Origin of the sequence: Bradyrhizobium sp. Gha, from assembly GCF_900113735.1 — a bacterium.
Taxonomy (GTDB): Bacteria; Pseudomonadota; Alphaproteobacteria; order Rhizobiales; family Xanthobacteraceae; genus Bradyrhizobium.
The window spans coordinates 271,268-297,640 of sequence record NZ_FOQM01000003.1 but is presented as its reverse complement, the minus strand read 5'-3'; the positions used below and the strand labels follow the sequence as shown (position 1 = coordinate 297,640).

The 26,373-nt window shown below is 63.5% G+C and carries 27 protein-coding genes and 1 riboswitch; of the genes, 14 read left to right on the top strand and 13 right to left on the bottom strand.

Annotated elements, in window-relative coordinates:
• Nucleotides 1-108: 108 nt before the first annotated feature.
• Entirely contained in the window at nt 109-1,167 is a 1,059-nt protein-coding gene (locus tag BM222_RS07130; RefSeq protein ID WP_177243052.1) for a class I SAM-dependent methyltransferase, read from the top strand.
• 241 nt (nt 1,168-1,408) lie between these two features.
• Here the strand turns inward: BM222_RS07130 and BM222_RS07120 are convergent, their stop codons facing one another.
• On the bottom strand, nt 1,409-2,281 hold the full coding sequence (locus BM222_RS07120) for a DUF1194 domain-containing protein (protein WP_092227567.1): 873 nt from the start codon (nt 2,279-2,281) through the stop codon (nt 1,409-1,411).
• 253 nt (nt 2,282-2,534) lie between these two features.
• A riboswitch (Fluoride riboswitch) is annotated at nt 2,535-2,613 on the top strand.
• Nucleotides 2,614-2,713: 100 nt separating this feature from the next.
• Between BM222_RS07120 and BM222_RS07115 the strand changes: the two genes are divergently transcribed.
• The 5 genes from BM222_RS07115 to clpS are packed head-to-tail and all read left to right on the top strand — an operon-like array spanning nt 2,714 to nt 5,449.
• Entirely contained in the window at nt 2,714-3,922 is a 1,209-nt protein-coding gene (locus BM222_RS07115; protein ID WP_092227566.1) for an MFS transporter, read from the top strand.
• Nucleotides 3,894-4,328: a fluoride efflux transporter CrcB gene (crcB, locus tag BM222_RS07110; protein ID WP_092227565.1), complete on the top strand. Its 435-nt coding sequence runs from the start codon at nt 3,894-3,896 to the stop codon at nt 4,326-4,328. The genes BM222_RS07115 and crcB (BM222_RS07110) overlap by 29 nt, the downstream gene beginning before the upstream one ends.
• Before the next feature lie 6 nt (nt 4,329-4,334).
• Nucleotides 4,335-4,757 carry a fluoride efflux transporter CrcB gene (crcB, locus tag BM222_RS07105; protein ID WP_092227564.1) on the top strand — a complete coding sequence of 141 codons (423 nt, stop codon included), beginning with the start codon at nt 4,335-4,337 and terminating at the stop codon, nt 4,755-4,757.
• A gap of 2 nt (nt 4,758-4,759) precedes the next feature.
• Nucleotides 4,760-5,095 carry a DUF190 domain-containing protein gene (locus BM222_RS07100; protein WP_092227563.1) on the top strand — a complete coding sequence of 112 codons (336 nt, stop codon included), beginning with the start codon at nt 4,760-4,762 and terminating at the stop codon, nt 5,093-5,095.
• Between the two features lie 48 nt (nt 5,096-5,143).
• Nucleotides 5,144-5,449 carry an ATP-dependent Clp protease adapter ClpS gene (clpS, locus tag BM222_RS07095; protein WP_092227562.1) on the top strand — a complete coding sequence of 102 codons (306 nt, stop codon included), beginning with the start codon at nt 5,144-5,146 and terminating at the stop codon, nt 5,447-5,449.
• A gap of 80 nt (nt 5,450-5,529) precedes the next feature.
• Here the strand turns inward: clpS and BM222_RS07090 are convergent, their stop codons facing one another.
• The 5 genes from BM222_RS07090 to fabI all read right to left on the bottom strand — a co-directional run bounded on the left by BM222_RS07090 (nt 5,530) and on the right by fabI (nt 11,194).
• Nucleotides 5,530-6,711: a radical SAM protein gene (locus BM222_RS07090; RefSeq protein ID WP_092227561.1), complete on the bottom strand. Its 1,182-nt coding sequence runs from the start codon at nt 6,709-6,711 to the stop codon at nt 5,530-5,532.
• A 563-nt stretch (nt 6,712-7,274) separates the two neighbouring features.
• Entirely contained in the window at nt 7,275-8,465 is a 1,191-nt protein-coding gene (locus tag BM222_RS07080; protein ID WP_092227560.1) for an adenylate/guanylate cyclase domain-containing protein, read from the bottom strand.
• Between the two features lie 119 nt (nt 8,466-8,584).
• Nucleotides 8,585-9,673 carry a chorismate synthase gene (gene aroC, locus BM222_RS07075; protein ID WP_092227559.1) on the bottom strand — a complete coding sequence of 363 codons (1,089 nt, stop codon included), beginning with the start codon at nt 9,671-9,673 and terminating at the stop codon, nt 8,585-8,587.
• 87 nt (nt 9,674-9,760) lie between these two features.
• A complete protein-coding gene (locus BM222_RS07070) occupies nt 9,761-10,360 on the bottom strand; it encodes a histidine phosphatase family protein (protein WP_092227558.1) in 600 nt (199 codons plus the stop codon).
• Nucleotides 10,361-10,372: 12 nt separating this feature from the next.
• Nucleotides 10,373-11,194, bottom strand: coding sequence for an enoyl-ACP reductase FabI (fabI, locus tag BM222_RS07065; protein WP_092227557.1), 822 nt, complete (start codon nt 11,192-11,194; stop codon nt 10,373-10,375).
• Between the two features lie 173 nt (nt 11,195-11,367).
• On the opposite strand from fabI, the gene BM222_RS07060 reads away from it, so the two are divergent.
• Both BM222_RS07060 and BM222_RS07055 read left to right on the top strand, forming a co-directional pair.
• Nucleotides 11,368-11,856 carry a sigma-70 family RNA polymerase sigma factor gene (locus BM222_RS07060; protein ID WP_092227756.1) on the top strand — a complete coding sequence of 163 codons (489 nt, stop codon included), beginning with the start codon at nt 11,368-11,370 and terminating at the stop codon, nt 11,854-11,856.
• 106 nt (nt 11,857-11,962) lie between these two features.
• A complete protein-coding gene (locus BM222_RS07055) occupies nt 11,963-12,733 on the top strand; it encodes an anti-sigma factor family protein (RefSeq protein WP_092227556.1) in 771 nt (256 codons plus the stop codon).
• A 314-nt stretch (nt 12,734-13,047) separates the two neighbouring features.
• Here the strand turns inward: BM222_RS07055 and BM222_RS07050 are convergent, their stop codons facing one another.
• On the bottom strand, nt 13,048-14,007 hold the full coding sequence (locus BM222_RS07050; protein WP_092227555.1) for a DnaJ C-terminal domain-containing protein: 960 nt from the start codon (nt 14,005-14,007) through the stop codon (nt 13,048-13,050).
• Nucleotides 14,008-14,116: 109 nt separating this feature from the next.
• Nucleotides 14,117-14,524 carry an RT0821/Lpp0805 family surface protein gene (locus BM222_RS07045; protein ID WP_177243051.1) on the bottom strand — a complete coding sequence of 136 codons (408 nt, stop codon included), beginning with the start codon at nt 14,522-14,524 and terminating at the stop codon, nt 14,117-14,119.
• Between the two features lie 113 nt (nt 14,525-14,637).
• Here BM222_RS07045 and pdxH point away from each other — a divergent pair, with 113 nt between their 5' ends.
• Nucleotides 14,638-15,279, top strand: a complete 642-nt coding sequence (gene pdxH, locus BM222_RS07040; RefSeq protein WP_092227554.1) for a pyridoxamine 5'-phosphate oxidase — start codon at nt 14,638-14,640, stop codon at nt 15,277-15,279.
• Nucleotides 15,280-15,330: 51 nt separating this feature from the next.
• Entirely contained in the window at nt 15,331-16,083 is a 753-nt protein-coding gene (locus BM222_RS07035) for an SDR family NAD(P)-dependent oxidoreductase (RefSeq protein WP_092227553.1), read from the top strand.
• 165 nt (nt 16,084-16,248) lie between these two features.
• Here BM222_RS07035 and BM222_RS07030 read toward each other — a convergent pair whose 3' ends face one another.
• Both BM222_RS07030 and BM222_RS07025 read right to left on the bottom strand, forming a co-directional pair.
• Complete coding sequence (locus tag BM222_RS07030) at nt 16,249-16,467, bottom strand: hypothetical protein (RefSeq protein WP_092227552.1); 219 nt, start codon at nt 16,465-16,467, stop codon at nt 16,249-16,251.
• 203 nt (nt 16,468-16,670) lie between these two features.
• Nucleotides 16,671-17,648 (bottom strand): magnesium transporter CorA family protein, encoded by a 978-nt coding sequence (locus tag BM222_RS07025; RefSeq protein ID WP_092227551.1) that lies wholly within the window; start codon nt 17,646-17,648, stop codon nt 16,671-16,673.
• A 333-nt stretch (nt 17,649-17,981) separates the two neighbouring features.
• Here BM222_RS07025 and BM222_RS07020 point away from each other — a divergent pair, with 333 nt between their 5' ends.
• The gene (locus BM222_RS07020; RefSeq protein WP_092227550.1) at nt 17,982-18,662 is read left to right on the top strand and encodes a L,D-transpeptidase; all 681 of its coding nucleotides are present in this window, start codon (nt 17,982-17,984) and stop codon (nt 18,660-18,662) included.
• 37 nt (nt 18,663-18,699) lie between these two features.
• On the opposite strand, the gene BM222_RS07015 is transcribed toward BM222_RS07020, so the two are convergent.
• A complete protein-coding gene (locus BM222_RS07015) occupies nt 18,700-19,779 on the bottom strand; it encodes an extensin family protein (RefSeq protein ID WP_092227549.1) in 1,080 nt (359 codons plus the stop codon).
• A 65-nt stretch (nt 19,780-19,844) separates the two neighbouring features.
• On the opposite strand from BM222_RS07015, the gene BM222_RS07010 reads away from it, so the two are divergent.
• The 3 genes from BM222_RS07010 (at nt 19,845) to BM222_RS07000 (ending at nt 23,902) form a co-directional block, all read left to right on the top strand.
• Complete coding sequence (locus BM222_RS07010) at nt 19,845-21,473, top strand: fatty-acid--CoA ligase (RefSeq protein WP_092227548.1); 1,629 nt, start codon at nt 19,845-19,847, stop codon at nt 21,471-21,473.
• Nucleotides 21,474-21,623: 150 nt separating this feature from the next.
• Complete coding sequence (locus BM222_RS07005) at nt 21,624-22,829, top strand: ABC transporter substrate-binding protein (RefSeq protein ID WP_092227547.1); 1,206 nt, start codon at nt 21,624-21,626, stop codon at nt 22,827-22,829.
• Nucleotides 22,830-23,047: 218 nt separating this feature from the next.
• Complete coding sequence (locus tag BM222_RS07000; protein WP_092227546.1) at nt 23,048-23,902, top strand: DUF1499 domain-containing protein; 855 nt, start codon at nt 23,048-23,050, stop codon at nt 23,900-23,902.
• 66 nt (nt 23,903-23,968) lie between these two features.
• Here BM222_RS07000 and BM222_RS06995 read toward each other — a convergent pair whose 3' ends face one another.
• The gene (locus tag BM222_RS06995) at nt 23,969-24,886 is read right to left on the bottom strand and encodes an MBL fold metallo-hydrolase (RefSeq protein WP_177243050.1); all 918 of its coding nucleotides are present in this window, start codon (nt 24,884-24,886) and stop codon (nt 23,969-23,971) included.
• Nucleotides 24,887-25,052: 166 nt separating this feature from the next.
• Entirely contained in the window at nt 25,053-26,267 is a 1,215-nt protein-coding gene (locus tag BM222_RS06990; RefSeq protein WP_092227544.1) for an acyl-CoA dehydrogenase, read from the bottom strand.
• Nucleotides 26,268-26,373 lie beyond the last annotated feature (106 nt).

Sequence of the window (26,373 nt, the reverse complement as noted above, 5' to 3'; positions counted from 1 at the left end):
GGACGTGCAAGCTGAGGCCGCGGCTTCGACCGCAGAGGGCCTCTCACAGTCCGACCACGCGCAATTGCGCAGACCTTTGAAAATGCCTGACATTGCATGGAGGCTGTCATGGAGGTCAATTCCGACAGGTTGAATGCCTTTATGGGCAAGATGGTCACCGAAGTCGGCGCGGCGATGAACGCATCGCTGGTTCTGCTCGGGGACAAGCTTGGCCTGTACCGCACTCTCGCCGCCAAGGGGCCGATGAGTTCGGCCGAACTCGCGAGCGCCACCGGAACGGCGGAGCGCTATGTCCGCGAATGGCTGTCGAGCCAGGCGGCATCCGGCTACATCGAATACGATTCCGCATCGCGAAAGTTCTCGATGCTGCCGGAGCAGGCGATGGCGCTCGCCGACGAGGACAGTCCGGTCTTCCTCGGCGCCTTCGGCAACCTCATTGCTTCGACATTTCTCGACGAGCCGAAGATCTCGGATGCATTCAAGAGCGGCAAGGGCGTCGGATGGAACCGGCGCAGCGAATGCCTGTTCTGCGGCACCGCCCGCTTCTTCCGCACCGGCTATATGCATCACCTGGTGCAGGAGTGGCTGCCCGCGCTCGACGGCGTCGTCGACAAGCTGAAGCGCGGCGCCAAGGTCGCCGATGTCGGCTGCGGGCACGGCGTCTCGACAAGATTGATGGCGGAGGCTTTCCCGAACTCCCGCTTCTACGGCTTCGATTATCACGAGGGCTCGATCGAGGCGGCACGCAAGGCGGCGAGCGAGGCCAAGCTCGGCGATCGCGTCAGCTTTGCCGTGCATTCGGCCAAGACCTATCCGGCCGAGGGCTACGATCTCGTCTGCTTCTTCGACTGCCTGCACGACATGGGCGATCCCGTCGGCGCCATCAGCCATGTGCGCCAAACCATGGCGAAGGACGGCACCTGCATGCTGGTCGAGCCGTTCGCGGGCGACCGTCTCGAGGACAATCTCAACCCGGTCGGGCGGGTCTATTACGCGGCGTCGACGATGATCTGCACGCCGGCCTCGCTCGATCAGGAGGTGGGCCTCGCACTCGGCGCCCAAGCCGGCGAAGCAAGGCTGCGCAAGGTCGCCAGCGAAGGCGGCCTGTCGCGCTTCCGCCGCGCCGCGGAGACACCGTTCAACCTGATCCTGGAAGCACGGATCTGATCCCACCGGACGCCGCGGTCTGACCATGTCAGGCCGCGGCGTCCGTCCTCATCCCGAACGTGATCTGATTGCCGTCGGCATCGACCGCGCCGAAGTCGCGCATCCCATAGTCGCGATAAGGCCGCCCGGGGCAGAATGATTGAACCCACACAGCCTGTGCCGCCGTGGATCGTCGATGCCGCGTGGCTTTCGGTTGACGGACACAGGCACGATGAGGCGAATGGTCCAATCGGGAGGGGCTTCAGCGACCCGAGCGGTCCGACCAGATCTTCTCGCCGATCAGGCAACTGACGCGCGGCTCCTTGTCTGCGACGCGCATCACCGGTCGCTCGGGCATGCGCCCGGCAACCTCCATCAGCAGCTTGGTGCGGATCGCCTCCTTGAACTTCTCGCGATCCTTGATCGGAATCACGAAGGAGCCGGGACCGCCGATGACGCAATCCTCGTAGTAGTAATCGAGATTGTCGATATCCATGGTCGAATAGGACGGCTCCTTCACCATGATCGGCAGACCGTTGATGATGATGCCCTTCTCGATCGCGAGATCGCGTGCGACGGTGACCGGACCGCCACTGTTGTTGGGGCCATCGCCTGAAATGTCGATGACGCGACGGAGCCCGTGATAGGGATCCTCGTCGAACAGCGGCATCGCAAATCCGATCGCACCTGATATCGAGGTGCGCGAGGCGCGGCGGATCGGCGTCTTCAAGATCTCACCGGCAACCGCGTCCGCGCTCTCCGGTCCGTCGATGAGCCGCCAGGGGATGATGATCTTCTGGTCGCTGGATGCGGCCCATTCGAAATAGGTCACCGCGATCCTGCCGGTGGGCCCGGCCTTCAGCGCCTGCAAGAATTCCTTGGACTGGATCGCCTGCGCGTAACCCTCGCGCTGGACCGCAAGCTCATCCATGTCCATGGAGTAGGAGACGTCGACTGCGAGGATCAGCTCGATATCGACCGACTGCGCATCAAGCTCGGCTGCCTGTCGCTGCTGATTTGGCGGTTCGAATTTCGGCGGTTCAAGTTTAGGACTTGGTGCCGCGATGCCCGCGACGTCCCCTCCGGCAAGCATGCCGGCCAACAGCACAGCCCCGATCGAGAACAGCAACCGCATCGCAGTCTCCCGTCGTATGACGCGATGGTGACATGCAATTGCCTTGCCGCAAAGCGCGAAGATCGCCCGTGCTTCACATTCGAGTGCATCGCTGCCGCACGTTGCCGTCGTTTGGCCATAGCGATGACGCGGAAACATGCGGGCAAAACAAGAGCAGCGCAACTGCGGGAGCGATGCGCCTCCTCAAGCCGAACGACGCGCGGAGGCAGATCCCCCGCCCATTTGTTCTGCGCCAATTCCATGCTAGGCTGACGATACGGATGGGGATGGAGTCCCCCGACAACCGCCCGATGGTCGAATGACTGTGATGGGCTGATGACTCCTGCTCGAGGTGAGGCAGTCGGCCTCTGCCTTTGGCGGGAGCATGGAAAAACCCGCAGCTGGCGGGTTTTTTGTTGCCTGGAGGCGAAGGCGAAGGAGAAGTCTGCGAACGTGACGATCACATCGAATGCTGCGCGCAGGGGGCTGCCGAGAGCAATCTGGGTGCTCGGCTTCGTCTCGATGCTGATGGACATCTCTTCCGAGATGATCCACGCACTGCTGCCGGTCTATCTCGTCACCGTGCTCGGGGCCTCCACCCTCGCTGTCGGTTTCATCGAAGGCATCGCGGAGGCGACCGCCTCGATTACGAAGATCTTCTCCGGAGCGCTCTCGGACTGGCTGGGCCGCCGCAAGCTGCTCGCCACGCTCGGTTACGGGCTGGCTGCGGCGACGAAGCCGCTGTTCCCGCTCGCCCCCAACGTCGGCTGGCTGGTCGCGGCGCGCTTCATCGATCGCGTCGGCAAGGGCATTCGTGGCGCACCCCGCGATGCGCTGATCGCCGATATCTCCCCTGCCGGCCTGCGCGGCGCGAGCTTCGGCTTGCGGCAGTCGCTCGACACGATCGGCGCCTTCATTGGGCCGCTCGCCGCGATCGGCCTGATGTGGTGGACATCAGATCATTTTGCGACCGTGTTCTGGCTCGCCGTGCTGCCCGCATTCCTGTCCTTCGGACTGATCGCGTTCGCCGTGAGCGAGCCGGAGCCGGACGCGAACCGAGAGCCTGCGAAGAACCCGCTCAACACCGCCGCGCTGCGGCAACTCGGGCCCGTCTACTGGCGCGTCGTCGCGGTGGGTGTCGTCTTCACGCTCGCTCGTTTCAGCGAAGCCTTCCTGATCCTGCGCGCACAGAACATCGGCCTCAATGCGATGTGGGTGCCGGCGGTGCTGGTGCTGATGAACGTGACGTACGCGCTCTCGGCCTATCCGGCGGGCGTGCTGTCGGACCGGATCAACCGGACCGCCCTGCTCGCGCTCGGCCTCGTCTGTCTCGCCGGCGCCGACCTCGCGCTGGCGCTGCTGCCGAACCTGCACGGCCTCGCGTTCGGTGTGGTGCTCTGGGGCCTGCATATGGGACTGACGCAGGGCTTGCTCTCGGCGCTCGTCGCCGATACTGCACCGTCGGCGCTGCGCGGCACCGCGTTCGGCTATTTCAACCTGTTCACAGGCCTTGCGATGCTGGCCGCGAGCGTGATCGCCGGCGCGCTATGGGATGCCTTTGGTCCGGCCGGCACGTTTCTCGCCGGGCTCGGCTTCGTACTGACCGCGCTCGCGGGACTGCTTGCCGTCGGCAATGGGCTGGCGATGGAGAACAAGTCATGATGGGAGACTATTCATCGTGCTGACCGGATTGATCGCCATCGTGATCGGCAGCGTGCTGGGCGGCTGCGCCCGCTATTTCGTCTCCGGCGCGATCGCGCGCCGGCTGGGCGAGACGTTTCCCTGGGGCACCATGACCATCAATGTCACCGGCGCCTTCCTGATCGGTATCTTTGGCGCCCTGGCGACACATCCCGGATCTGCGTTCGCCTCGCCCAATCCGTGGCTGTTCGCGGTGACCGGCTTCCTCGGCTGCTACACCACGGTATCCTCGTTCAGCCTGCAGACGCTGACCCTGGCGCGCAACGGCGAGCCGGTGAACGCACTCGGCAACCTCGTGTTCTCGGTCGGACTGTGCCTCGCGGCCGTGAGCTGCGGCTTCCTCCTCGCCGACAGGCTTGGAGGCTAGAGGCAGATGACTCCTCCAGCAGACCGCCGGCGCACCGCGATGCTCTATGCCTGGGTTTCTGCCGGCAGCATCGTCGGCGCGCTGACGCGCTATCTGGTCGGACTTACCCTCGATACCGGCCCCGGCTTTCCCTTCGCGACGCTGTTCATCAACGCCACGGGCTCGTTGATCATCGGGTTCTACGCGACGCTGACCGGCCCCGACGGCCGCGTGCTGGCACGGCCGGAGCACCGGCAGTTCGTGATGACCGGCTTCTGCGGTGGCTACACCACCTTCTCGACCTTCAGCCTGGAGACCTTCCGCCTGTTCCACGGCGGCATGAAATTTACTGCCCTCGCCTATATCGCGGCGTCCGTCGTCTGCTGGCTGGCGTCGGTATGGGCGGGGCATATGATGGCGAGCCGCTACAATCGCTTGACGAGGAGCTGACCATGCAAATCCCCAATCAGGCTCTTTCGCTCCGGATCTTCATCGGCGAGAGCGATCATTACGGCGGCAAGCCGCTCTATGAAGCCATCGTGACAACGGCGCGCGAGCGGCATCTCGCCGGCGCCACCGTGCTGCGCGGTCCCATGGGCTTCGGCAAGTCGAGCCGGCTGCATACCTCGAAAATCCTGCGGCTCTCGGAGGACCTGCCGCTGCTGATCGAGATCGTCGACAGCGAGGACAACATCAACGCATTCCTGCCCATCCTGGATGGCATGATGTCGAGCGGGCTGATCACCTTGGAGAAGGTGCAGGTCCTGCAATATGGTGCGAGGCCGTGAGCTGATCGCGCCGGCCCGGAACCGAGCCTGCCGTATCAAGGAGGCGGAATGAACGACACCGTCACCAAGCCGAAAACCAGGACCAAGACCAAGGTCGAGCGGCCGAAGCTGCACAAGGTCATCCTGATCAACGACGACTTCACGCCGCGCGAATTCGTCACGATGATCCTCAAGGCCGAATTCCGCATGTCCGAGGATCAGGCCTACAAGGTGATGATCACCGCCCACAAGCTGGGCGCCTGCGTGGTCGCCGTGTTCACCAAGGACGTCGCCGAAACCAAGGCGACGCGCGCCACCGATGCCGGCCGCGCCAAGGGATATCCGCTGCTCTTCACGACCGAGCCGGAAGAGTAGGCCTCAGGCGTCTCTCGACTGCCACAGATCATCAGCAACACAGTAAAGCCGATGCGGGCCGGCCAACGCAGCCACGTCCACTAGGCGCCCGCCGGCGTGTCGCGCACGTTGACACGATTACCGTCCGGCTTGCTGACATAGAGATGGCTCTCCAATACGGATTGCATGTTCTCAAACATCGAATAGAGATCGTCGCAATATGCGGACGGATTGTCGTAGCCGTTTTTCTTGGAGAAACGATGCGGAAGATAGCCTCCCCCGCAGGCGTCCTTGAACTTGCATTGGCGACACTTCGCACAAAGGTTGATTGAGGCATGGCGTGCGGCTTTCCAGCGCGGCTCATTCCTGACCTCATCGATCGCGTGATCGAAGATGTTGAAACCGGTGTTGGTGAAGCCGTCGCCTGCGATCCGCAGCACATCGTGGGCCTCCACGGTGCCGTCGGTCATCACGGTGCAAAGCTCGACAGGCTTGTGGCCCACGCCCTCGGTCGGTGAATTGTTGCCAAGCAGGGCGGTGATCATGTCCGAGATGATGCGGATATCGGTCGTCGGCGTCGAGCGATTTGCCTCCAGCCACAGGTCGAACAGCCCCTTGTAGAACGCGGCAATGGACGGCGGCATCTCATCCACCGTCGCGTCGGGGATCATGATGTCGTAGTTGGAGATTCCACATGCGGCGAAAAAATCGACGTATTCCTGCGGCGTATAAGCGGGATTGCAGACGGCCAGGGCAATGACCCCAATGTTGCGCGACACCAGCATGCGAACGGCACGTTCGACGCTGGCATGAGTGCCCGTACCCTGAAACGTCTTGCGATGGAGGTCGTGAATATGGGCCGGCCCGTCAACGCTGATCGCAACCGAAATGTTGCGGGCCTCGAAGCACGCCAGCCATTCCTCATCGATCAACACACCATTGGTCGTGACCGCGAGAGGTATGTCGCATCCGGTCCGTGATGAAATGGCCTCGCAGGCCTCGGCAAAGCGGTGGAAGTTCTCGACGCCCCACAGCAACGGCTCTCCGCCGTGCAGAATGACAGGAAAATCAATCAGGGAAAATCGGACGACGTGCTCCTCGATGCGCTGCAGCAATCGATGCTGCACGTCAGGGCTCATCAGCTTCGGCTTGCTGTAAACGGACGCGTCGCGAAACCAGTAACAATAGGAACAGTCGATGTTACATCTCGTCGCGACCTTGACCAGCAATTGCGTGATCGGCTGATCCTGGAAGGCGACACAATCTAGACCGTCAGCCGACATGCCGACACCGAGACGAGCTGGAAGAAATTGATCTAGTACCCTCGAACGAATCCGCCTCGCCGGAACGCCCCGGCGCCCGGAGCGTATCCTCCCCTGCGAAAGGCGCCTGCGTTGGCGCCTTTGGCAAAAGCGCCCCGTCTGAAAGCAGCCTGGGTCACCACGGGTTCATCGGAGACAACGCCTTGCTCCGTACCCTGCCCACGAAGATCGTTCAGCAACGCGTCGATACCCTGATGGTCGCTCTGAATGGTTGCGCCAGGCCCATGCAATTGGATGAGGCTCGCCAAGACCTTCAGCGTCGTAATCGGCATGATTGTGCTCCTCTTTTCGCGACGCAGTGCAGAGATCGAACGAAAGACCGGCATATCGAGCCAGCTGAGCAATGACGAACACTATACCTTTTCCATTGTTGCGGCAATGTGCCGGGCGGCCTGGAGTCGACGGACCAATACAGACTTGCCGGGCTTGTCGGTGCCGGATCGAGATGTTTGCAGCCTCACTCCGAGCCCAAGGTGTCAGTCTGATCCATCTCAACGAGCAGACATGCGTCCTGGACAGATGCCCTAAGCCATCACCACCGGTGTCTCCTCCGCGAGCCCGTACACACGCTGCGCCTTGGAAAATCCCGCGATCGGGAATTCGCCGAGCGCGTGCCAGCCTTCGCGGCAGACATTGGCAAAGCCTTCCGAGGCGACGACGGTCCGACCCAGGCGCCCCGTGATCTTCTCCAGCCGTGCGGCGAGATTGACGGCGGGGCCGATGCAGGTGAAGTCGAGCCGGTTACCGCCGCCGATATTGCCGTAGAGGATGTTGCCGACATGGAGCGCGACGCCGAAGCGGAACCGCTCGATCACGCCGCTGACCGGAAAGGCCAGTGCCTCGACGCTTGCGCGGGATTCACGCGCGGCTTCCAGCACGCGCGTGCAGACATGGGCGACGTCGCCGACATATTCGTCGATCGGAAACACCGCGAGCAAACCGTCGCCCATGAACTTCAGAACCTCGCCGCCATGGCCGCGGATCGCCGTGACCTGACAGTCGAAATAACGATTGAGGATCTCGACCACGGTCTCGGCCGGTAGCCGGTCCGACAGTGCGGTGAAGCCGCGCAGATCCGACAACCAGATCGCCGCCTGCATGGTGTCGTTGTGGCCACGGCGGATCTGGCCGCCGAGGATGCGCGCACCGGCGCGGTTGCCGACATAGGTGTCGAGCAGCATCTCGGCGGTGCGGCGCAGGCTGACGATCTCGCTGACGCGGGCGAGGGGCGCCATGATCATCCTGATGGAAGCGATGTCGTCGTCACCGAAGCCGCCGGGCCGCCGCGTGACCCAGCTCGTCGCGTGGATCGAGCCATCGAGAAACGGCATCGGCATCGCAATATAGTCGGTCACGCCTTCGGCACGCATGTCGTCGAGAAACGGGAAGCGCCTGCTGTCGGGGTCGTCCATGCGGCTCCGCACTTCGATTCCCTGTTCGAACACGATACGAAGCGGGCTCCTTGCGAATTCGGGCGTCTGCAGAATTTCGAAATCGACCGTGCCCTCCTCGACCTTCTGGCCCTGCCGCCAGATGAAGTTGCGGCCGAAGATTTCCGGATGCAGCGTGCGGATGAACATGCCGAACCGCGTCAGCGGCAGGCCGGCCTCGACCAGCTTCTCGCAGACGGCGGCGATCATGTCGGCCGAAGTCCCCGAGGTCCTCCCGCCGTCAATCAGCCAGTTCAGGACACGCTGGAGGCCGGAGCTTTCCATGCCTGCATTTGCGGACGAAGACGTGGAATCGTCAAGCCGTGCGGTGGGCTAGTACCGCGACATTATATCTGGCGCATGATCTCTTCGGAAAACCGCTTCCCACTTTTCCGGAGCATGCGCTAGCGTCCCACCTGCCCGCGGTGGCGCAGGAAGTGGTCGGCGAGCACGCAGGCCATCATGGCTTCGCCGACGGGGACGGCGCGGATGCCGACGCAGGGGTCGTGACGGCCCTTGGTGAAGATCTCGGTATCGGCGCCCTTGCGATCGACGGTGAGGCGCGGCTGCAGGATCGACGAGGTCGGCTTCACCGCGAAACGCACCACGATCGGCTGTCCCGTGGAGATGCCGCCCAGAACGCCGCCGGCGTGATTGGACAGAAAGCGCGTGCCGTCATTGCCGGTGCGCATCTCGTCGGCGTTCTCTTCGCCGGTGAGCTCGGCGGCGCCAAAGCCGGCGCCGATCTCGACGCCCTTCACCGCGTTGATGGTCATCATCGCGCCCGCCAGATCGGAATCGAGCTTCGCATAGATCGGCGCGCCAAGTCCCGCCGGCACACCCTCGGCGACGATCTCGAGCACCGCGCCGATCGAGGAACCGCTCTTGCGGATGCCGTCGAGATAGGTCTCGAAGAACGCCGCCTTGTCCTTGTCAGGACAGAAGAACGGATTTTTCGCAATCTCGTCCCAGTCCCACTTCGCGCGGTCGATCTTGTGCGGGCCGATCTGCACCAGCGCGCCGCGTACCTTCACGTCGGGCAGCACCTTTCGCGCGATCGCACCGGCCGCGACGCGCATCGCGGTCTCGCGCGCCGAGGAACGACCGCCGCCGCGATAGTCGCGCAGGCCGTACTTCGCCTCATAGGTGAAGTCGGCGTGACCGGGGCGAAACTTGTCCTTGATCTCCGAATAGTCCTTCGAGCGCTGGTCGGTGTTCTCGATCAGGAGCCCGATCGGCGTGCCCGTGGTCACCTGCACGCCGGTCTCCGGATGCGCCATCACGCCAGACAGGATCTTGACCTGGTCCGGCTCCTGGCGTTGGGTCGTGAAGCGCGACTGGCCCGGCTTGCGGCGATCAAGGTCCCGCTGAATGTCGGCCTCGGTGAGCGGGATCATGGGAGGGCAGCCGTCGACCACGCAGCCAATCGCCACGCCATGGCTCTCGCCAAAGGTGGTGACGCGGAACATGTGGCCGAAGGTGTTGAAGGACATTGCTGCTCGCTGGCTCGTAAGTCAGTTCTGATTTGTGGTAGCGCCGGGGAACACGGCGTTCAACCCCTAGCATGACGGCCAATTGAGTTAGCTAAACTTCTCCAGCCGGCCGTCACGGAATACGTAGACGACGCCCTGCTCGATATAGAGCTCGGCGGCGCTGGCCGGCGTCTCCAGGCCGAGCGAGACCATCAGGGCGCGGCAGGTGCCGCCATGGGCGACCGCAACGGTGTCGGTCCGGATTTCGTCGTACCAGGCGCCGACGCGGAGCTGGACGTCGGCATAGGTCTCCGCGCCCGCAGGACCCACCGTCCATTTATCGGCCAGACGTCTCGCGTAGATTTCGGGATCCTGCGCTTCGCTCTCGGCGAGCGTCAGCCCTTCCCAGACGCCGTAGCCGATCTCGCGCAGGCGATCGTCCAGCGCATAATCGGTCACCGGCAATTCGAGCTTGCTGCGCGCGAGCTCCATGGTCTGGCGCGCACGGCCGAGCGGGCTCGACACATAGCGCAGCGCCGCCTTGTCGCGGCCGTCGCGCTCGAGGAGATCGGCCAGAATGAAGCCCGCCTGCAAGGCCTGGCCGCGGCCGCGCGCGTTCAGCGGAACGTCCCTGGTGCCCTGGAGCCGTCCGAGCGCATTCCACTCGGTCTCGCCGTGGCGAAGATAATAGATCGTGGGCACGGGCATTGCCGATGGTGGTCAGTCCTTGCCGCCGAGCGAGACATCAGGCGCGTCGGGCCGCTTCATGCCGAGCACGTGGTAGCCGGCATCGACGTGATGCACCTCGCCGGTGACGCCGCGCGACAGGTCGGACAAGAAATACAGCGAACTGTCGCCGACCTCCTCGATCGTCACGTTGCGGCGCAGCGGCGCGTTCACCTCGTTGTATTTGAGCAAAAGGCGCGAATCCGCAATGCCGGCGAACGCCAGCGTCTTGATCGGGCCCGCCGAGATCGCGTTGACGCGGATCGCCTTCTCGCCGAGATCGGCAGCCAGATAGCGGACGCTCGCCTCCAGCGCCGCCTTGGCAACGCCCATGACGTTGTAGTTCGGCATCCACTTCTCGGAACCGTAATAGCTCAGCGTGATGATCGAGCCGCCGTCGGGCATCAGCTTCTCGGCACGCTGCGCCACCGCAGTCAGCGAGTAGCAGGAGATCAGCATCGACTTGGAGAAATTGTCGGCGGTGGTGTCGACGTAGCGGCCCTCGAGCTGATCCTTGTCGGCGAACGCGATCGCGTGCACGACGAAATCGATCTTGCCCCATTTCTCCTTCAGCACGTCGAACACCGCATCGATGGTCGCGGCATCGGTGACGTCACAATGGCCGAGCATGAGCGCGCCGAGCTCGGCGGCGAGCGGCTCGACGCGCTTCTTCAGCGCATCGCCCTGATAGGTGAGCGCGATCTCGGCGCCGGCCGCCTGGCATGCCTTGGCGATGCCCCAGGCGATCGAGCGGTTGTTGGCAACGCCGAGAATGACCCCGCGCTTACCCTGCATCAGACCTGAATTCTGCGCCATTTCTTCATGTCCCGTCGAGCTGGATTGAGGTTTGGAGGTACACCAGCCCTCCCCTGCGGTACAGTCCTAATACGCGGCGTTAACGCTGTTTCCAGCGCCGGAATAGGCGTTCCGTTCGGGTGTTATGATCGCTATGGGCGCTCGCGCCTGATGTGAAGGACGTCATCACGGCAATGAGTGCGTTTCGCCAGAGCGTGGAAGCCATGATCCCGGCGTTGCGCCGCTACGCCCGCGCGCTGACGCGCGACGCGGATGCGGCCGACGATCTGGTGCAGGACACGCTGGTGCGCGCATTGCGCTCGGAGCGATTGTTTCTCGGCGGCGACGTCAGGAGCTGGCTCTACACGATCCTGACCAACCTCAACAAGAACCGGCGGCGCTCGCTGGCAAGGCGCCCGCAATTCATGCAGCTGACGGAGAACAATCCGGATGCCAGCGGGACGGAGGCCGAAGGCCGCGATATCGAACGGGCACTGTCGACGCTGGTCGAGGAGCAACGCTCGGTGCTGCTGCTGGTGATGCTGGAAGGCATGAGCTACCGCGAGGTCGCCGACATCCAGGCCGTGCCGATCGGCACGGTCATGTCGCGCCTGGCGCGCGCCCGCGCCCACGTCAAAGCCTCTCTGGAGGGTGAGCGCCCCGCGCTCAGGCGGGTGAAATGATGGCAGGATTGATGCGCCGCGCACGCCGCATGCGCTGCGCGAAGCGAGAAGCAGCGCAGCTGAACCGCGTGGAATATTTTGGGCCACAGAGCCAGAGACGACCGATATGAACGACCAGAGAATTTCAGTGACCGAGGACGAACTCCACGCCTATATCGACGGCGAGCTGCCGGCCGAGCGCCGCGCGGACGTCGAGGCCTGGCTCGCCGCCCATCCGGAGGATGCCGAGCGGGTGCAGTCATGGCGCGCCATGGCCGAGATGCTGCACGCGCGTTACGACAGCGTGGCCCAGGAGCCGGTACCAGTCCGGCTTGAGCTGGAACGGCTGGAGCGCCGTCCGCGGCAATGGTTCTTCGGCGTCGCAGCCGCCGTGCTCGTCGCTTTCGTCGCCGGCGGCACGGCCGGCTGGGTGGCGCATGACGTGAAGGCCGCCCCGTCGACCTTTCAGAGCTTCACGGAGGATGCGCTCGACGCTCACCGCCTCTACGTCGTGGAGGTCCGCCACCCCGTCGAGGTGCCCGGCAATGAGCGCGACCATCTCCAGGCCTGGCTGACCAAGCGGTGCGGCTGGACGGTGTTCGCGCCGAACCTCGAGGCGAGCGGGTTGAAGCTCGTCGGCGGCCGGTTGCTGCCGGGGCCGAGCGGCCCGGCGTCGTTTCTGATGTATGAGGGTCCCTCGGGCGAGCGTTTCACGATCTACACCGCCAAGACCGAGAGCGGTGCCACCCAGATGCGCTATGCCAAGGAGGACAAGGACGGATCGCTGTTCTGGGCGGATCGCGGCGTCGGCTATGTCGTCACCGGCGGCGCCGATCGCGATCGCCTGACGCAGGTGGCGCAGTCCGTGTACGACCAAGCCGAGAAGAACGGCGGCTAGACAACTGCGCAAGCGCGGTGCCCTGATTCCGTCATCGAAAATTTGGAATCAAGACATGTATGCGTCTCATTATCGCACCGGGTGCTCACGCGATTATGAGTGGCGTTCGATCCGCCGATCGACGCGGGCGGCCTCGATTGGGGTTTTTGGTACCGCGCTGGTCCCCCTCTCGAGGCCGCACCTTTTTGTCGGCGGCCCCGCCGGACAGCCGATAGGTCGAGCACATGAAGCGCTACCACGCTTCAGGCACATGATCAGCATCATCTCCGGGACGATGCGCTAGCTCTTTAGGAGAACCCCTTCGGTCGATCTCGTTAGCCAAGCCCGCTACGTGGATTGTAGGGGTGTTGGTTCCGCCACTTCTCCATCAATGCTTCAAGCTCGGCGTCGTTCCCATCCGGTAGCATAATCCTGACGGTGACAAAGAGATCCCCGGTTCCGCCGGATTTCGGCAAGCCCTTACCTTTGAGTCGGAAGGTCCGGCCGCTGGAGGTGTTTTTCGGGACCGACAGTTCCACGGCATTGCCGAGCGTGGGCACGCGGACCTTGGCCCCGAGGACGGCCTCGTAGAGCGTGACCGGCAGTTCGATCCTGAGATCGGCGCCCTCGGTCTTGAAGAACGCGTGCGGCGCGATGCCGATGGTGATCAGGAGATCGCCCGGTGGATGGCCCTGCGCGGTCTCGCCCTGCCCTCGCAACCGGATCTGCTGACCCTCGATGACGCCGGCCGGGATCTTGACGTTCAGTTCCTTGCCATTCGGCAACCGGACGCGCTTCTCGCCGCCCTTGACCGACTCTTCCAGCGAGACGGACATCGCGACGTTGACGTCGAGATCGAGACCGATCCCGCCGGTATCGAATTCGAAATGGGCGCCGCCGGCCCCGGGGCGCGCACCGCGCATGCCGGCGCCGAACATGCTGTTGAGGATGTCCTCGAACGCGCCCGCGCCCTGGCCGGGGCCCGCGCCGCCGCCACGGAAATTGTAGCTTTCGAACCCGCCGGGACCCGCACGCCCGCGCGGGCCGCCGCCCGGAAAGCCCTGGAAGCGTGGCTTGCCCTCGGCGTCAATCTCGCCGCGATCGAACTGCTTGCGCTTGTCCTCGTCGCCGATGATCTCGTTGGCCGAATTGATCTCGGAGAAGCGCTCTGCGGCCTTGGGATCACCCTTGTTACTATCGGGATGATGCTTCTTGGCCAGCTTGCGATAGGCGCTCTTGATCGCGGCAGCGTTCGCGCTCCGCGGCACCCCCAAGACCTCATAGGGGTCGCGCATCCGTCACGTCTCCTTCAAGAAATCGAATTGTTCAAAGGGCTCGCCGCCCCACCTGCGATCCATGTGGGGTTGGAGTGGTATTTTTGCAACTAGTCAGTCGAGCCGAATCCTAGCTGCGCCACGGCTTTAGCGTATGAATCTCCCAACGGCCATGGCTGCTTTGGCAGCCCGCGCCCTCGAGCCAGCTTTCGGTGTTGCCGTTGACGTAGCTCGCCAGGAAGTCGCGGCACTTGCGACCGTCCTCGGCGGCATAGGACTGCGCGATCGGCGTCACCGAACCGCGCGCGCCGGTTTCCGGATTCTCCCAGTGCTGGCTGGCGTCCTTGTCGCCCATGCTCAGCACGTCGGATGCGGCGTTGCGGGCGAAGGCGAGATCGCTCTCGGTCGGCGGAGTATCCTTCGCCGGTCGGGAGATCGAGCCGGTGAGGTCGTGGTCGTCGGTCTTGGCGTAGGCATTGATGTCCGGGCGGGACAGGCTGCAGCCGCCGGCGCCGAGCCCGACCAGAATCATCGCCATGGCAAGGCTCGAAAGCCGCATCGCCGATAGGCCAACGCGTTCCCATGCCCTATATAGGGCAGTAGCAGACAACAGCGCGCTTTGGGCCGCGGGACGCAATTCGGACTCCAGGCATGACCGACACGACCCCGATGAAACACCAGACACCCTTAACATCCGGTGATTTTACCGCCGCCGACGAGCCGTTCGCGCTGTTCGAGGCCTGGCTGAACGAGGCGATCAAGAGCGAGCCGAACGATCCCAACGCAATGGCGCTCGCAACCGTCGATCCGGACGGCCTGCCTGACGTGCGCATGGTGCTGATGAAAGGCTTCGATACCGAGGGTTTCGTCTTCTACAGCCATATCGCGAGCCAGAAGGGCCGCGAACTCGCCGCAAATCCTAAGGCAGCGTTACTGTTTCACTGGAAGTCGCTGCGCCGTCAGGTCCGCATCCGCGGCAACGTGACGCCGGTGACCGATGCCGAGGCCGACGCCTATTTCGCAACGCGGCCAAAGCAGGCGCAGATCGGCGCCTGGGCCAGCAAGCAGTCGCAAGAGCTGGAGAGCCGTTTCGCCTTCGAGCAGGCCATCGCCAAGGTCGCGGCCAGGCACGTGATCGGCGAGGTGCCGCGGCCGCCGGGCTGGAGCGGCTGGCGCATTGTGCCTTCGCGCATCGAGTTCTGGCACGACCGCCCATTCCGCCTGCACGACCGCATCGAATTTCGTCGTGACGCGGCCGGCCAGAAATGGTCCAAGACACGGATGTATCCCTAGAGCCTTCTCTCGATCCTTATCTTGATCTTTGGGCCGACCTGAAAGATATCCATGCCGCATTCGTCCAATGCGCCGCGCCGCACGCTGCTCCTGACCGGAGCGAGCCGCGGTATCGGCCACGCCACGGTGATCCGCTTCTCGTCGGCGGGCTGGCGCGTCATCACTTGCTCGCGGCATCCGTTCCCGGAGGATTGCCCGTGGGATGCAGGCCCCGAGGACCACATCCAGGTCGACCTCGGCAACCCCGCCGACACCGCTCGCGCGATCTCCGACATTCGCAGCCGGCTCGAAGGCGGCATGTTGCACGCGCTGGTCAACAACGCCGCGATCTCGCCGAAAGGTCCCGGCGGCTCCAGGCTCGGTTCAGTCGACACCGATCTCGATACCTGGACTCATGTCTTCCACGTCAACTTCTTCGCGCCGATCATGATCGCGCGCGGATTGATCGATGAATTGAAGGCGGCCAAGGGCTCGGTCGTGAACGTCACCTCGATCGCCGGCTCGCGCGTGCATCCCTTCGCGGGCGCGGCGTATGCGACCTCGAAGGCCGCGCTCGCATCGCTGACGCGCGAGATGGCCTCGGACTTCGGCCGCATCGGTGTCCGCGTCAACGCGATCGCGCCGGGCGAGATCGATACCTCGATCCTGTCGCCGGGCACCGAGAAGATCGTCGACCAGCAGATTCCGATGCGCCGCCTCGGTACGCCCGACGAGGTCGCCAAGATCATCTACGTGCTGTGCACGGACACCAGCTCTTACGTGAACGGCGCCGAGATCCACATCAACGGCGGCCAGCACGTCTAGGATCCGGTCACTGCGAACGAAGCAAAGCAATCCAGACTGCCTCAACGGAGACAGTCTGGATTGCTTCTCACTACTCGCAATGACGAATAGTGACATGGTCGGGGAAGCAAGGCGATCCAGACAGCGCCGCCGCAACACTGGATCGCCTCCCCTTCGTTCCGCTCCTCAATCCAGGCGAATGCGACGCCGCCGGTCGCGCAACCGCGGCGCGGCTGCGTTGAATGCGGTCGAGCAGTCGTCATCGTTCTCGCCATCGAGCAGCGGAGCACCACAGTGCCGGCACATGCGCGCCGACAATGACGGCGCCTTGCCGCTCGCCATGACCTGGCGATAGCTCGTCAGATCGATGACGTTGCGGGGCGTCGTTATTTGTTTTTCAACCATGGCTGTTCCTCGCGGCTAACCCGCTGCTTATCGCAGACAAGTTTCGCACAAACGTTCAGCCCACCACTCAAATTTTACCGGAGGAATTGGGGCACGGCACACACATCACGGCGCAGCCGCAATGACGCTCTATTCTGCGACACCATCCGCCCTGTCTCTGCAACCGGTGTAAGGTCTCGCTCACTATTTCCGAAAGCGCGCGCTCACAGCCACTTCTTCCACTTGAAGATCCAGTACGGGACGATCGCGGCAAACACCATCAGCACCAGCGCGAACGGATAGCCGTGTGCCCATTCCAGCTCCGGCATCGACTTGAAGTTCATGCCGTAGATCGAGGCGATCAGCGTCGGCGGCATCAGGACAACAGCCATGACCGAAAACAGCTTGATGATGTTGTTCTGCTCGAGATTGACGACGCCGAGCATGGCGTCGAGCACGAAGGTGATCTTGCTGGAGAGATAGGAGGCGTGGTCGGTCAGGGAAGCGACGTCGCGCTGCATGGTCTTGAGCTGCTCGCGCATGTCCTTGGACCATTTCACGCCCTCCACCACCGCCGACAGGAAGGTGACGACGCGGCCGATCGAGACCAGGCTCTCGCGGACCTTGGAGGTCAGATCGCCCTTGCGGCCGATCGAGATCAGGATCTGCGAGTATTGCTTGGCGTGGCCGTGGCGCTCGCTCTCGGGCTCGAAGATGTCGTGGCTGACCTGGTCGATCTCCATGCCGCAGCGTTCGAGAATATCGGCGCAACGGTCGATCACGGCATCCAGGAGCTCCATCAGCACCATCTCGCCGGTGATCGCGGGGGTGCAGGACCGCGCCAGCTTGTTCTCGACCAGGGCGAACGGCTTCGGCTGGTCGTAGCGCACCGTGACCAGGCGGTGATCGCCGAGGATGAAGGTCACCGCCGTGGTGCGGGGCATGTCGGTATCGGAGTGGCACATCAGCGTCGCGGTCATGTAGCGCGCGCTGTTCTCGATATAGAGGCGGCTGGAGATCTCGATCTCCTGCATGTCCTCCCGGGTCGGGATCGCGATCCCCAAGAGGCGCTCCACGGCCTTGTCCTCGGCCGCGGTCGGGTTGACCAGATCAACCCACACGGCGTGATCAGGCACGGCCTTGAGATCGTCGACGACGGCCTTCTTCAGGGAGGAGTCGGAGGGAACGAACACAGAAAACATGAACAACTCCAGGAGAGGGCCTGCGCCAGAATGACAGCCCTTAGCGCGATTCTGACAAGTTCATGATGACAAGCACATTAACGGAGCGGTTGCATTTGTGGCCGCAAAGCGGCTCGACTGTGGCAGGGAATCGACAACTAGGCTTTTCGCGCCAAAAAGGCCGCCTAAAGACGCAAAACTTGCGGCAAAAAAGCCACAGGTTGGGTCTCGCAGCGCGGGATAAGTCCCTAAATGCTGGAATTGTGGCAGATTTCAACCATAATGAAATCAACGGAGTCGAAGGCCTTGGCACACGCTTGAGGACCTGCGCGGTATTGTAATTGGAACCAAACCATGTCGTCGCTGAAAGTTATGTTGGGAGTGTTGGCTGCCGGCTTCATGCTGTCGGGCTGCATGCAGGCCACGCATTACGAAGCCACCAACACTCAGAATTTCAAGCCGAAGGACAAGGAACTCCTTGCCAAGATCCGGTATGAGAATACGCCGGTGGCAGAGCCTTTCCGTCGCGCCATCGTTGACTACCACCGCAAGGAAGCGCCGGGCTCGATCGTGGTCGATTCCGACAACCACTACCTTTATTACGTCATGGATGGCGGCAAGGCGATCCGCTACGGCATCACGGTCGGCGAAGAGGCCATGGCCTGGTCCGGCATTGCCAAGGTCGGCAGCATGACCGAATGGCCGGCGTGGCACCCGACCCCGGGCGAGATCTCGCGCCTCGGCGTTCCGACCTACGTCGCCCCCGGTCCGGACAATCCGATGGGCTCGCGCGCCATGTACCTGTACTCGGGCGGCAAGGACACGCTGTTTCGCATTCACGGCACCAACCAGCCTGAATATATCGGCGCCTCGATCTCGTCGGGCTGCATCCGCCTGACCAACGAGGACGCGATCGACCTCTATAGCCGCGTCAAGATCGGCACCATCGTCGTGGTGCTGGAGCCGAAGCACGGCGACTCGCCCTACAATTCGCGCCTCGCGCTCCAGGGCGGCGGTGTTCCGACCCCGAACTAACCTTCCTCTGATCAGAGATTTTTGAAAAGCGCCGGTTTTACCGGCGCTTTTTTGTTGCCGGCTTGCTCTTGCCGGACTCGGCTGCCGGCTTGTCCGCCGGCGCGGCAGGGTTGGTGCTTTCCCGACCGTCGCCTCCATCCTTGCCGTCCTCGTGTTTAGCCGCGACCTCGCGCGGCGGCGCCTGCTCGGGGCGCTCGGCCGGCAGCAGGGGCGCAACCTGGGGCAAGGGATCCCAGACGTTCCACTGGCAGATACGGTAGTCGTTGCGGCGCTGTGCGAGATCGAGGTGGACATGATCCTCGTGGTACCAGTCCGAACCGGGCCCTAGCACCGTGGAAAAACGCGAGCAGACCGAATGCAGCACGCGCTCGCGCACATCGCGCGACACGGTGCGGTCAGTCAGACCGATCGACTGCCCGTTGGCCAGTTTGAGCGAACGGACGTCGAGTGCATTGGCCTTGCCGTGCTCGGACAGCATCGCGCCGACGACCCGGTTACGGCCGCGGCACTCGAAGCTATCGAAATTGTCGAGTTCGGTGATGGTCGAGCCGAGGCTTGCGGCCAGCGGCACCATGTCGGTACGCACCCAATCCGCGATCGCCGATGCCATGGTGCAACGAAGGATCGCCGCCGGCTTGACCGCGACCCTGCGCTTGTCCGGCAGCACGATCGCTTCCAGCCGCACCAGATCCACACCGCCGCACGCGCCTGGGCCGTGGATATCGGGAATCGATGGCGCGATCGCGATGTCTTCGGTCAGCGCCAATCGACAGGCCGACAGCTGCTTCTCGGGAGGCGGCGCAGCCTCGGCCGGCTTCCTGACGGCGGGCTTGTCTGAGGTAGGCTTGTCGTCGGCCTCCGGCGCGGCCTCATCCGCTGCCTTGGGAGCCTCCTCAGGGCGAGGTCTTGGTAGCGGTACCTTGGTGGAATGAACGGACCTATGCCGGCGGGGTGCACCAAGACCAAAGATATCGAGCGGTGCAGCATGGTTTCTCGCCTCCGCCTGATCCGCGAGCACAAGCGTGAGCCCCACCGCGGCGGTAACCATCGCCGCGCCGGCGGACATATTGCCGCGACAAGACCATTTGCGGCGAAAGTCCGGCAGGCTAAAACTCATGACAATTCTTTGGCCCTGCGCTGAGAGCGACAATGCGCCCAGCGAATTCTCGGAGGAACGTCTGAATGCTCGGTTTGATGCAAGATTGGCCCCTGCTCTGCCACCGGATCATCGAACACGCCGCCAAGATTCACGGCAAGCAGGAGGTCGTCACGCGGTCGGTCGAGGGACCGATCCATCGCACCACCTACGCCGAAATCCACAAGCGCGCGCTCAAGGTCTCGCAGATGCTGGAGCGCGACGGCATCAAGCTCGGCGACCGGGTCGCCACGATCGCCTGGAACACCTGGCGCCATCTCGAGGTCTGGTACGGCATCATGGGCATCGGCGCCATCTGCCATACCGTCAATCCCCGACTTTTCCCCGAGCAGATCGCCTGGATCATCAACCATGCGCAGGACCGCATCGTGATGGTCGACCTGACCTTCGTGCCCGTGCTGGAGAAGCTCGCCGACAAGCTGCCGAGCGTCGAGCGGTACGTCATCCTCACCGACAAGGCGCATCTGCCCGAGACCAATTTGAAGAACGTCGTGGCCTACGAGGACTGGATCGCCGAGGCCGACGGCAAATTCAAATGGAAGGACTTTGACGAGAACACGGCGGCCGCGATGTGCTACACGTCGGGCACCACGGGCGACCCGAAGGGTGTGCTGTATTCGCATCGCTCCAACGTGCTGCACGCACTGATGGCCAACAACGTCGATGCGCTCGGCACCAGCGCCTCGGAGACGATGCTGCCGGTGGTTCCCCTGTTCCACGCCAACAGCTGGGGCATCGCCTTCTCCGCGCCTTCGCAGGGCACCAAGCTCGTCATGCCCGGCCCCAAGCTCGACGGCGCCTCGGTCTACGAGCTGCTCTCCACCGAGAAGGTGACGCACACGGCCGGCGTGCCGACGGTGTGGCTGATGCTGCTCCAGCACATGAGTGCCAATAACCTGAAGCTGCCGGACCTGAAGATGGTGATCTGCGGCGGCTCGGCGATGCCGCGCTCCATGATCGAGGCATTCCTGGACATGGGCTCGAACGTGCGACACGCCTGGGGCATGACCGAGATGAGCCCGATCGGCAGCGTCTCCGCGCTGAAGCCGCCGTTCCAGAACGCCACCGGTGATGCGCGTCTCGACGTCCTGCAGATGCAGGGCTATGCGCCCTTCGCAGTCGAGATGAAAATCACCGACGATGCCGGCAAGGAGCTCCCCTGGGACGGCAAGACCTTTGGCCGCCTCAAGGTCGCCGGCCCCGCCGTCGCCAAGGCTTACTACCGTGTCGATGCCAACATCCTCGACGAGGAAGGCTTCTTCGATACCGGCGACGTCGCGACCATCGACGAGGGCGGTTACATGCGGATCACCGACCGCTCCAAGGACGTGATCAAGTCCGGCGGCGAGTGGATCTCCTCGATCGACCTCGAGAACCTCGCGGTCGGCCACCCGGCCGTGGCGGAGGCCGCCGTGATCGGCGTCTTTCACCCCAAATGGGACGAGCGTCCGCTGCTGATCGTGCAGCTCAAGCAGGGCCAGCAGGCGACGCGCGACGACATCCTGAAGTACATGGACGGCAAGATCGCCAAATGGTGGATGCCTGACGACGTCGCCTTCGTCGAGGGCATCCCGCACACCGCGACCGGCAAGATCCTGAAGACCGCGCTGCGCGACCAATTCAAGGACTACCGCTTCCCGAACGCGGCAGCCTGACGCCCGCAGACAAACCAAAGTCGAATTCGGCCCCTGCCATCGCGCAGGGGCCTTTTAGGTTTGCGGTCACGCGACCAAAGACGAATTGGAGCCGCCGCGGGGGCTCCCTAACGTCGCGCCGCACTCCAAGCCAATAAGAGGAACGCTCAGATGAAATTTTCGCTGCGAATGCTGCCGTGGCTGCTGGCCGCGTCCATGGCGGCCATGACCGCCGCAAAGGCGGCCGATAACAAAGTCGTGATCGGCGATATCGATGATATGTCCGGTCTCTACGCGGACGTGATCGGCCCTGGCGGGGTCGAAGCCGCCAAGATGGCGATCGAGGATTTCGGCGGCAGTGTCCTCGGCAACAAGATCGAGTTCATGGTCTCGGATCATCAGAACAAGCCTGACCTTGGTGCGCAGAAATTCCGCGAATGGGCCGACCGCGACGGCGTCACCATGATCCTCGGCGGCTCGAACACCGGCGTCAGCCTGGCGATGAGCAACGCTGCCAAGGAAAAGAAAATTCCCTTCATCGCGATCGGCGCCGCCGGTGCATCGCTGACCGGCAAGGACTGCACGCCCTACACCGTGCATTACGTCTACGACACCACGTCGCTCGGCAACGGTACCGCCAAGACCATGGTGAAACAGGGCGGCAAGACCTGGTTCTTCCTGACGGCTGACTATGCCTTCGGCACGCAGTTGCAGGAAGCCGCCTCGAAGGTCGTCGAGGCCAATGGCGGCAAGGTGATCGGCGCGGTGCGCGTGCCGCTCTCGACCTCCGACTTCTCCAGCTATCTGCTTCAGGCCCAAAACTCGGGTGCGCAGGTGCTGGGCCTCGCCAATGCGGGCAACGACTTTACCAACTCGATCAAGGCCGCCGACGAATTCGGCATCGCCAAGACGATGAAGCCGGCCGCATTGCTCGCCTTCATCAGCGACATTCACAGCCTGGGGCTCAAGACCGCGCAGGGGCTCTATCTGACGACCGGCTGGTACTGGGATCTCAACGACAAGACCCGCGCCTTCGCCAAGCGCTATTTCGAGAAGACCAAGCGCGAGCCCACCATGAACCAGGCCGGCTACTATTCGGCCACCATGACCTATCTCAACGCGGTCAAGGCTGCCGGCACCACCAACTCCGACAAGGTGATGGCCGAGCTCAAGAAGATGAAGATCGACGACATGTTCACCAGCAACGGCAAGATCCGCGCCGACGGACTGATGGAGCATGAGATGTACATCATGCAGGTGAAGAAGCCCGAGGAATCCAAGCAGCCCTGGGACTACTACAAGCTGGTGCAGACCATGTCCGGCGAGGAGGCATTCGGCAAGCTGTCGGATTCGACCTGCCCCCTGGTCACGCACTGAAGCCTGGTCGAAAATCGAGAGCACATGAGAGAGGCGCACCTTGTGGTGCACCTCTCCAATGCGGCCCCTTGAAGGGGCCGGTTCTATCGCTCCCACCCGAACTTTCACCAGTTCAGAACCGGGACAAACCGCTTCACAGCCCAGCGGAAAATGCGCTAGGTCAGCTTGCTCCCGTCGCCAGGCTTTCGCCCGGCGGCTCACATCGTTGATGGAACAGCATGGCCCGCAGGTTTTCCGCTCCCTATCAGTCGGAGCCCGTGTCCAGCCTCGCGAGCTGGGCGCGCAACCTCGCCGTGTTCGCTGTGGTGGCAGTGGTGGTGTCGATCATCATCGTCCGTTTCGACTTCCTGGAGATGAAGCCGGCGCTGGCGACCTTCTTTGGCGGGCTCGCGATCGCCGGACTGTCCATCCTGTTCGGCCTCGCCGGCTTTGCCGCGATCTGGCAGAACGGCTCGCGCGGCATGGCGCGCATCCTGCTCGCCTTCCTGATCGACGGGGCGATCCTTGCCTATCCCGCGTATCAAGCCCTGCTCTATCGCAAGCTGCCGCCGATCCACGACATTACGACCGACCCGATCGACCCGCCGCGCTTCGACGCGTTGTCGCGCCTGCGCACCGGCGATGGCACCAACACCGCGGTTTATGCCGGCCTCTATTCGGCCGAGCAGCAGCGCCAATTCTACCCCGATATCGAGCCGATCGAGCTTGAGATCCCCGTCGACCGGGCGTACGCGATCGCGCGCAAGCTCGTCATCAAGCGCAAATGGACCATCATCGACGAACGCGAGCCGCAGCCGCCGCGACGCATGGGCCGCATCGAGGCCGTGGCGCGCACGCCGATCATGGGCTTTCGCGAGGACGTCTCGATCAGGGTCGTGCCTGATGGCGACGATTCCCGCGTCGATATCCGCTCCGCCTCGCGCTATTTCGAGCGCGACCTCGGCAGCAACGCGGCGCGGGTGACCAAGTTCATCGACGATCTCAACACCGCAGCCGATGCCGACGCGCTGAAACCGGTGAAGAAGACGCCGGTGGCGCCGCCGAAGCCGCCCGCGAAGACGGTGAAGAAATAGCGAATGACGACTCGCGAACAGCGAGTGAAAGCGCTCGTATTCGCCACTTCCTATTCGCCACTCGCCTCAAGCCATCCGGTACGTCCCGCCAATCACGGGATCGCCGTCGGTCGCGACAATTCCGCGCGCGACCAGGTCCTCCAGATGCGCCAACACGGAGTAGCCGGCGGCCGTCGTCAACCTGGGATCGATGCCGATATAGATCGCGCGGACCATGGTCGGAATGTCGGTCTCACCCTTGGCCAGGCGGTGCAGGATCGAGGCCTCGCGCGCCTTGCGGTGACGGATCAGGAAGCGCACGAAGCGCGGACCGTGCGGAATTTCAGGGCCATGGCCGGAGAAATACAGATCCTCCTCGCGCGCAGCCAGCCGCTCGAGCGAGTCCATGTAGTCGATCATCGAGCCGTCGGGCGGCGCCACGATCGAGGTCGACCAGCCCATCACGTGATCGCCGACAAAGTTGAATTTTCGCTCGGGCCAGGCGAAGGCGAGATGGTTTGCGGTGTGGCCGGGCGTGGCCACGGCCTCGAGCCGCCAGCCGGCGCCTTCGACGACATCGCCATGGGCGAGCCTGACATCGGGCACGAAATCGCGATCAGACCCGGATTCCGGATTGTGCTTCTCGCTCTCGAAACGCGGCCGCGAGGCGCGGTGCGGGCCTTCGGCATACACGCGCGCGCCGGTCGCCCGCTTGATCCGGCCCGTGTTGGGCGAGTGGTCGCGGTGAGTGTGGGTGACGAAGATATGACTCACCGTTTCGCCGCTGACAGCATCGAGCAGCGCGGCCGCATGCGCCTCGTCATCTGGACCGGGATCGATGATCGCGACGTTGCCTTGGCCCACGATGTAGCTGACGGTGCCGGTGAAGGTGAACGGGCTCGGATTGTTGCAGAGCACCCGCCGCACTCCGGGGCGGACTTCCTCGACGAGGCCGGCTTTCAGCGGAAAGTTGCGGTTGAACGGGACGTCATCGTTGTCGGACATGAGACTTCCTATGCACTGCTGCTCCACCCCTCGCCGTCATACCCCGCGAAGGCGGGGTATCCAGTACGCCGTGGCGTTCGTGGCGAAGGCGAGGTCTCTAGGATACTGGATCGCCCGCCTTCGCGGGCGATGACAGCGGAGCAAGGCAACCAGCCGCGAAGCTTGCTCAGAAAAACGCCTGAATGCCAGTGATCGCGCGGCCCAGGATCAGGGCGTGGACGTCGTGGGTGCCCTCGTAGGTGTTGACAGTCTCGAGATTATGGACGTGGCGCATCACGTGGTACTCGGCCGAGATGCCGTTGCCGCCGTGCATGTCGCGCGCGACGCGAGCGATGTCGAGCGCCTTGCCGCAATTGTTGCGCTTCATGATCGAGATCATCTCGGGGGCGAACTTGCCCTCGTCCATCAGGCGACCGACCCGCAGCGAACCGAGAAGGCCGAGCGCGATCTCGGTCTCCATGTCGGCGAGCTTCTTCTGCACGAGCTGGGTCGCGGCAAGCGGCTTGCCGAACTGCTTGCGGTCGAGCGTGTACTGGCGGGCGCGGTGCATGCAATCCTCCGCCGCGCCGAGCGCGCCCCAGGAGATGCCGTAGCGGGCGCGGTTGAGGCAACCGAACGGACCCTTGAGGCCGGAGACGTTGGGCAGCAGCGCGCTCTCGGGGACCACGACGCCGTCCATCACGACCTCGCCGGTGATGGAAGCGCGCAAGCTGAGCTTGCTTCCAATCTTCGGGGCGGAGAGGCCCTTCATGCCCTTTTCCAGCACGAAGCCGCGGATCTGGTTGTCGTGCTCGGCCGACTTGGCCCAGATCACGAAGACGTCGGCGATCGGCGCGTTCGAGATCCACATCTTGCTGCCGGTCAGGCGGTAGCCGTCCGAGACTTTCTCGGCGCGGGTCTTCATGCCGGCCGGATCGGAGCCGGCATCGGGCTCGGTCAGGCCGAAGCAGCCAACCCACTCGCCGCTGGCGAGCTTGGGCAGGTACTTCTTGCGCTGGCTGTCGTCGCCATAGGCGTAGATCGGGTACATCACCAGCGAAGACTGCACCGAGTTCATCGAGCGATATCCGGAATCGACCCGCTCGATCTCGCGCGCGACGAGGCCGTAAGCCACGTAGCTCGCATTGGCGCAGCCATATTCCTCAGGCAGCGTGATGCCGATGAGACCGAGCTCGCCCATCTCGTTGAATATCTCGCGGTCGGTCGTCTCTTCCAGATAGGCTTTGGTGACCCGCGGCAGCAGCTTGTCCTGGGCGTAGGCACGCGCCGTGTCCCGCACCATGCGCTCGTCTTCGGTCAACTGCTCGTCGAGCAGGAACGGATCGTCCCACTGGAAGGAGGCCGCAGCCGGCTTGTCCTTGGTCTGAGGGCGCACGCTCATGAAACGTCCTTTCGGTCTGGTTCCGTCAAGAAATTGCCGCACAAATTAAAACGCCGCGGCAACAAGTGCAATTACATCCTCGTCTCGTCATTCCGGGCGCGCAAAG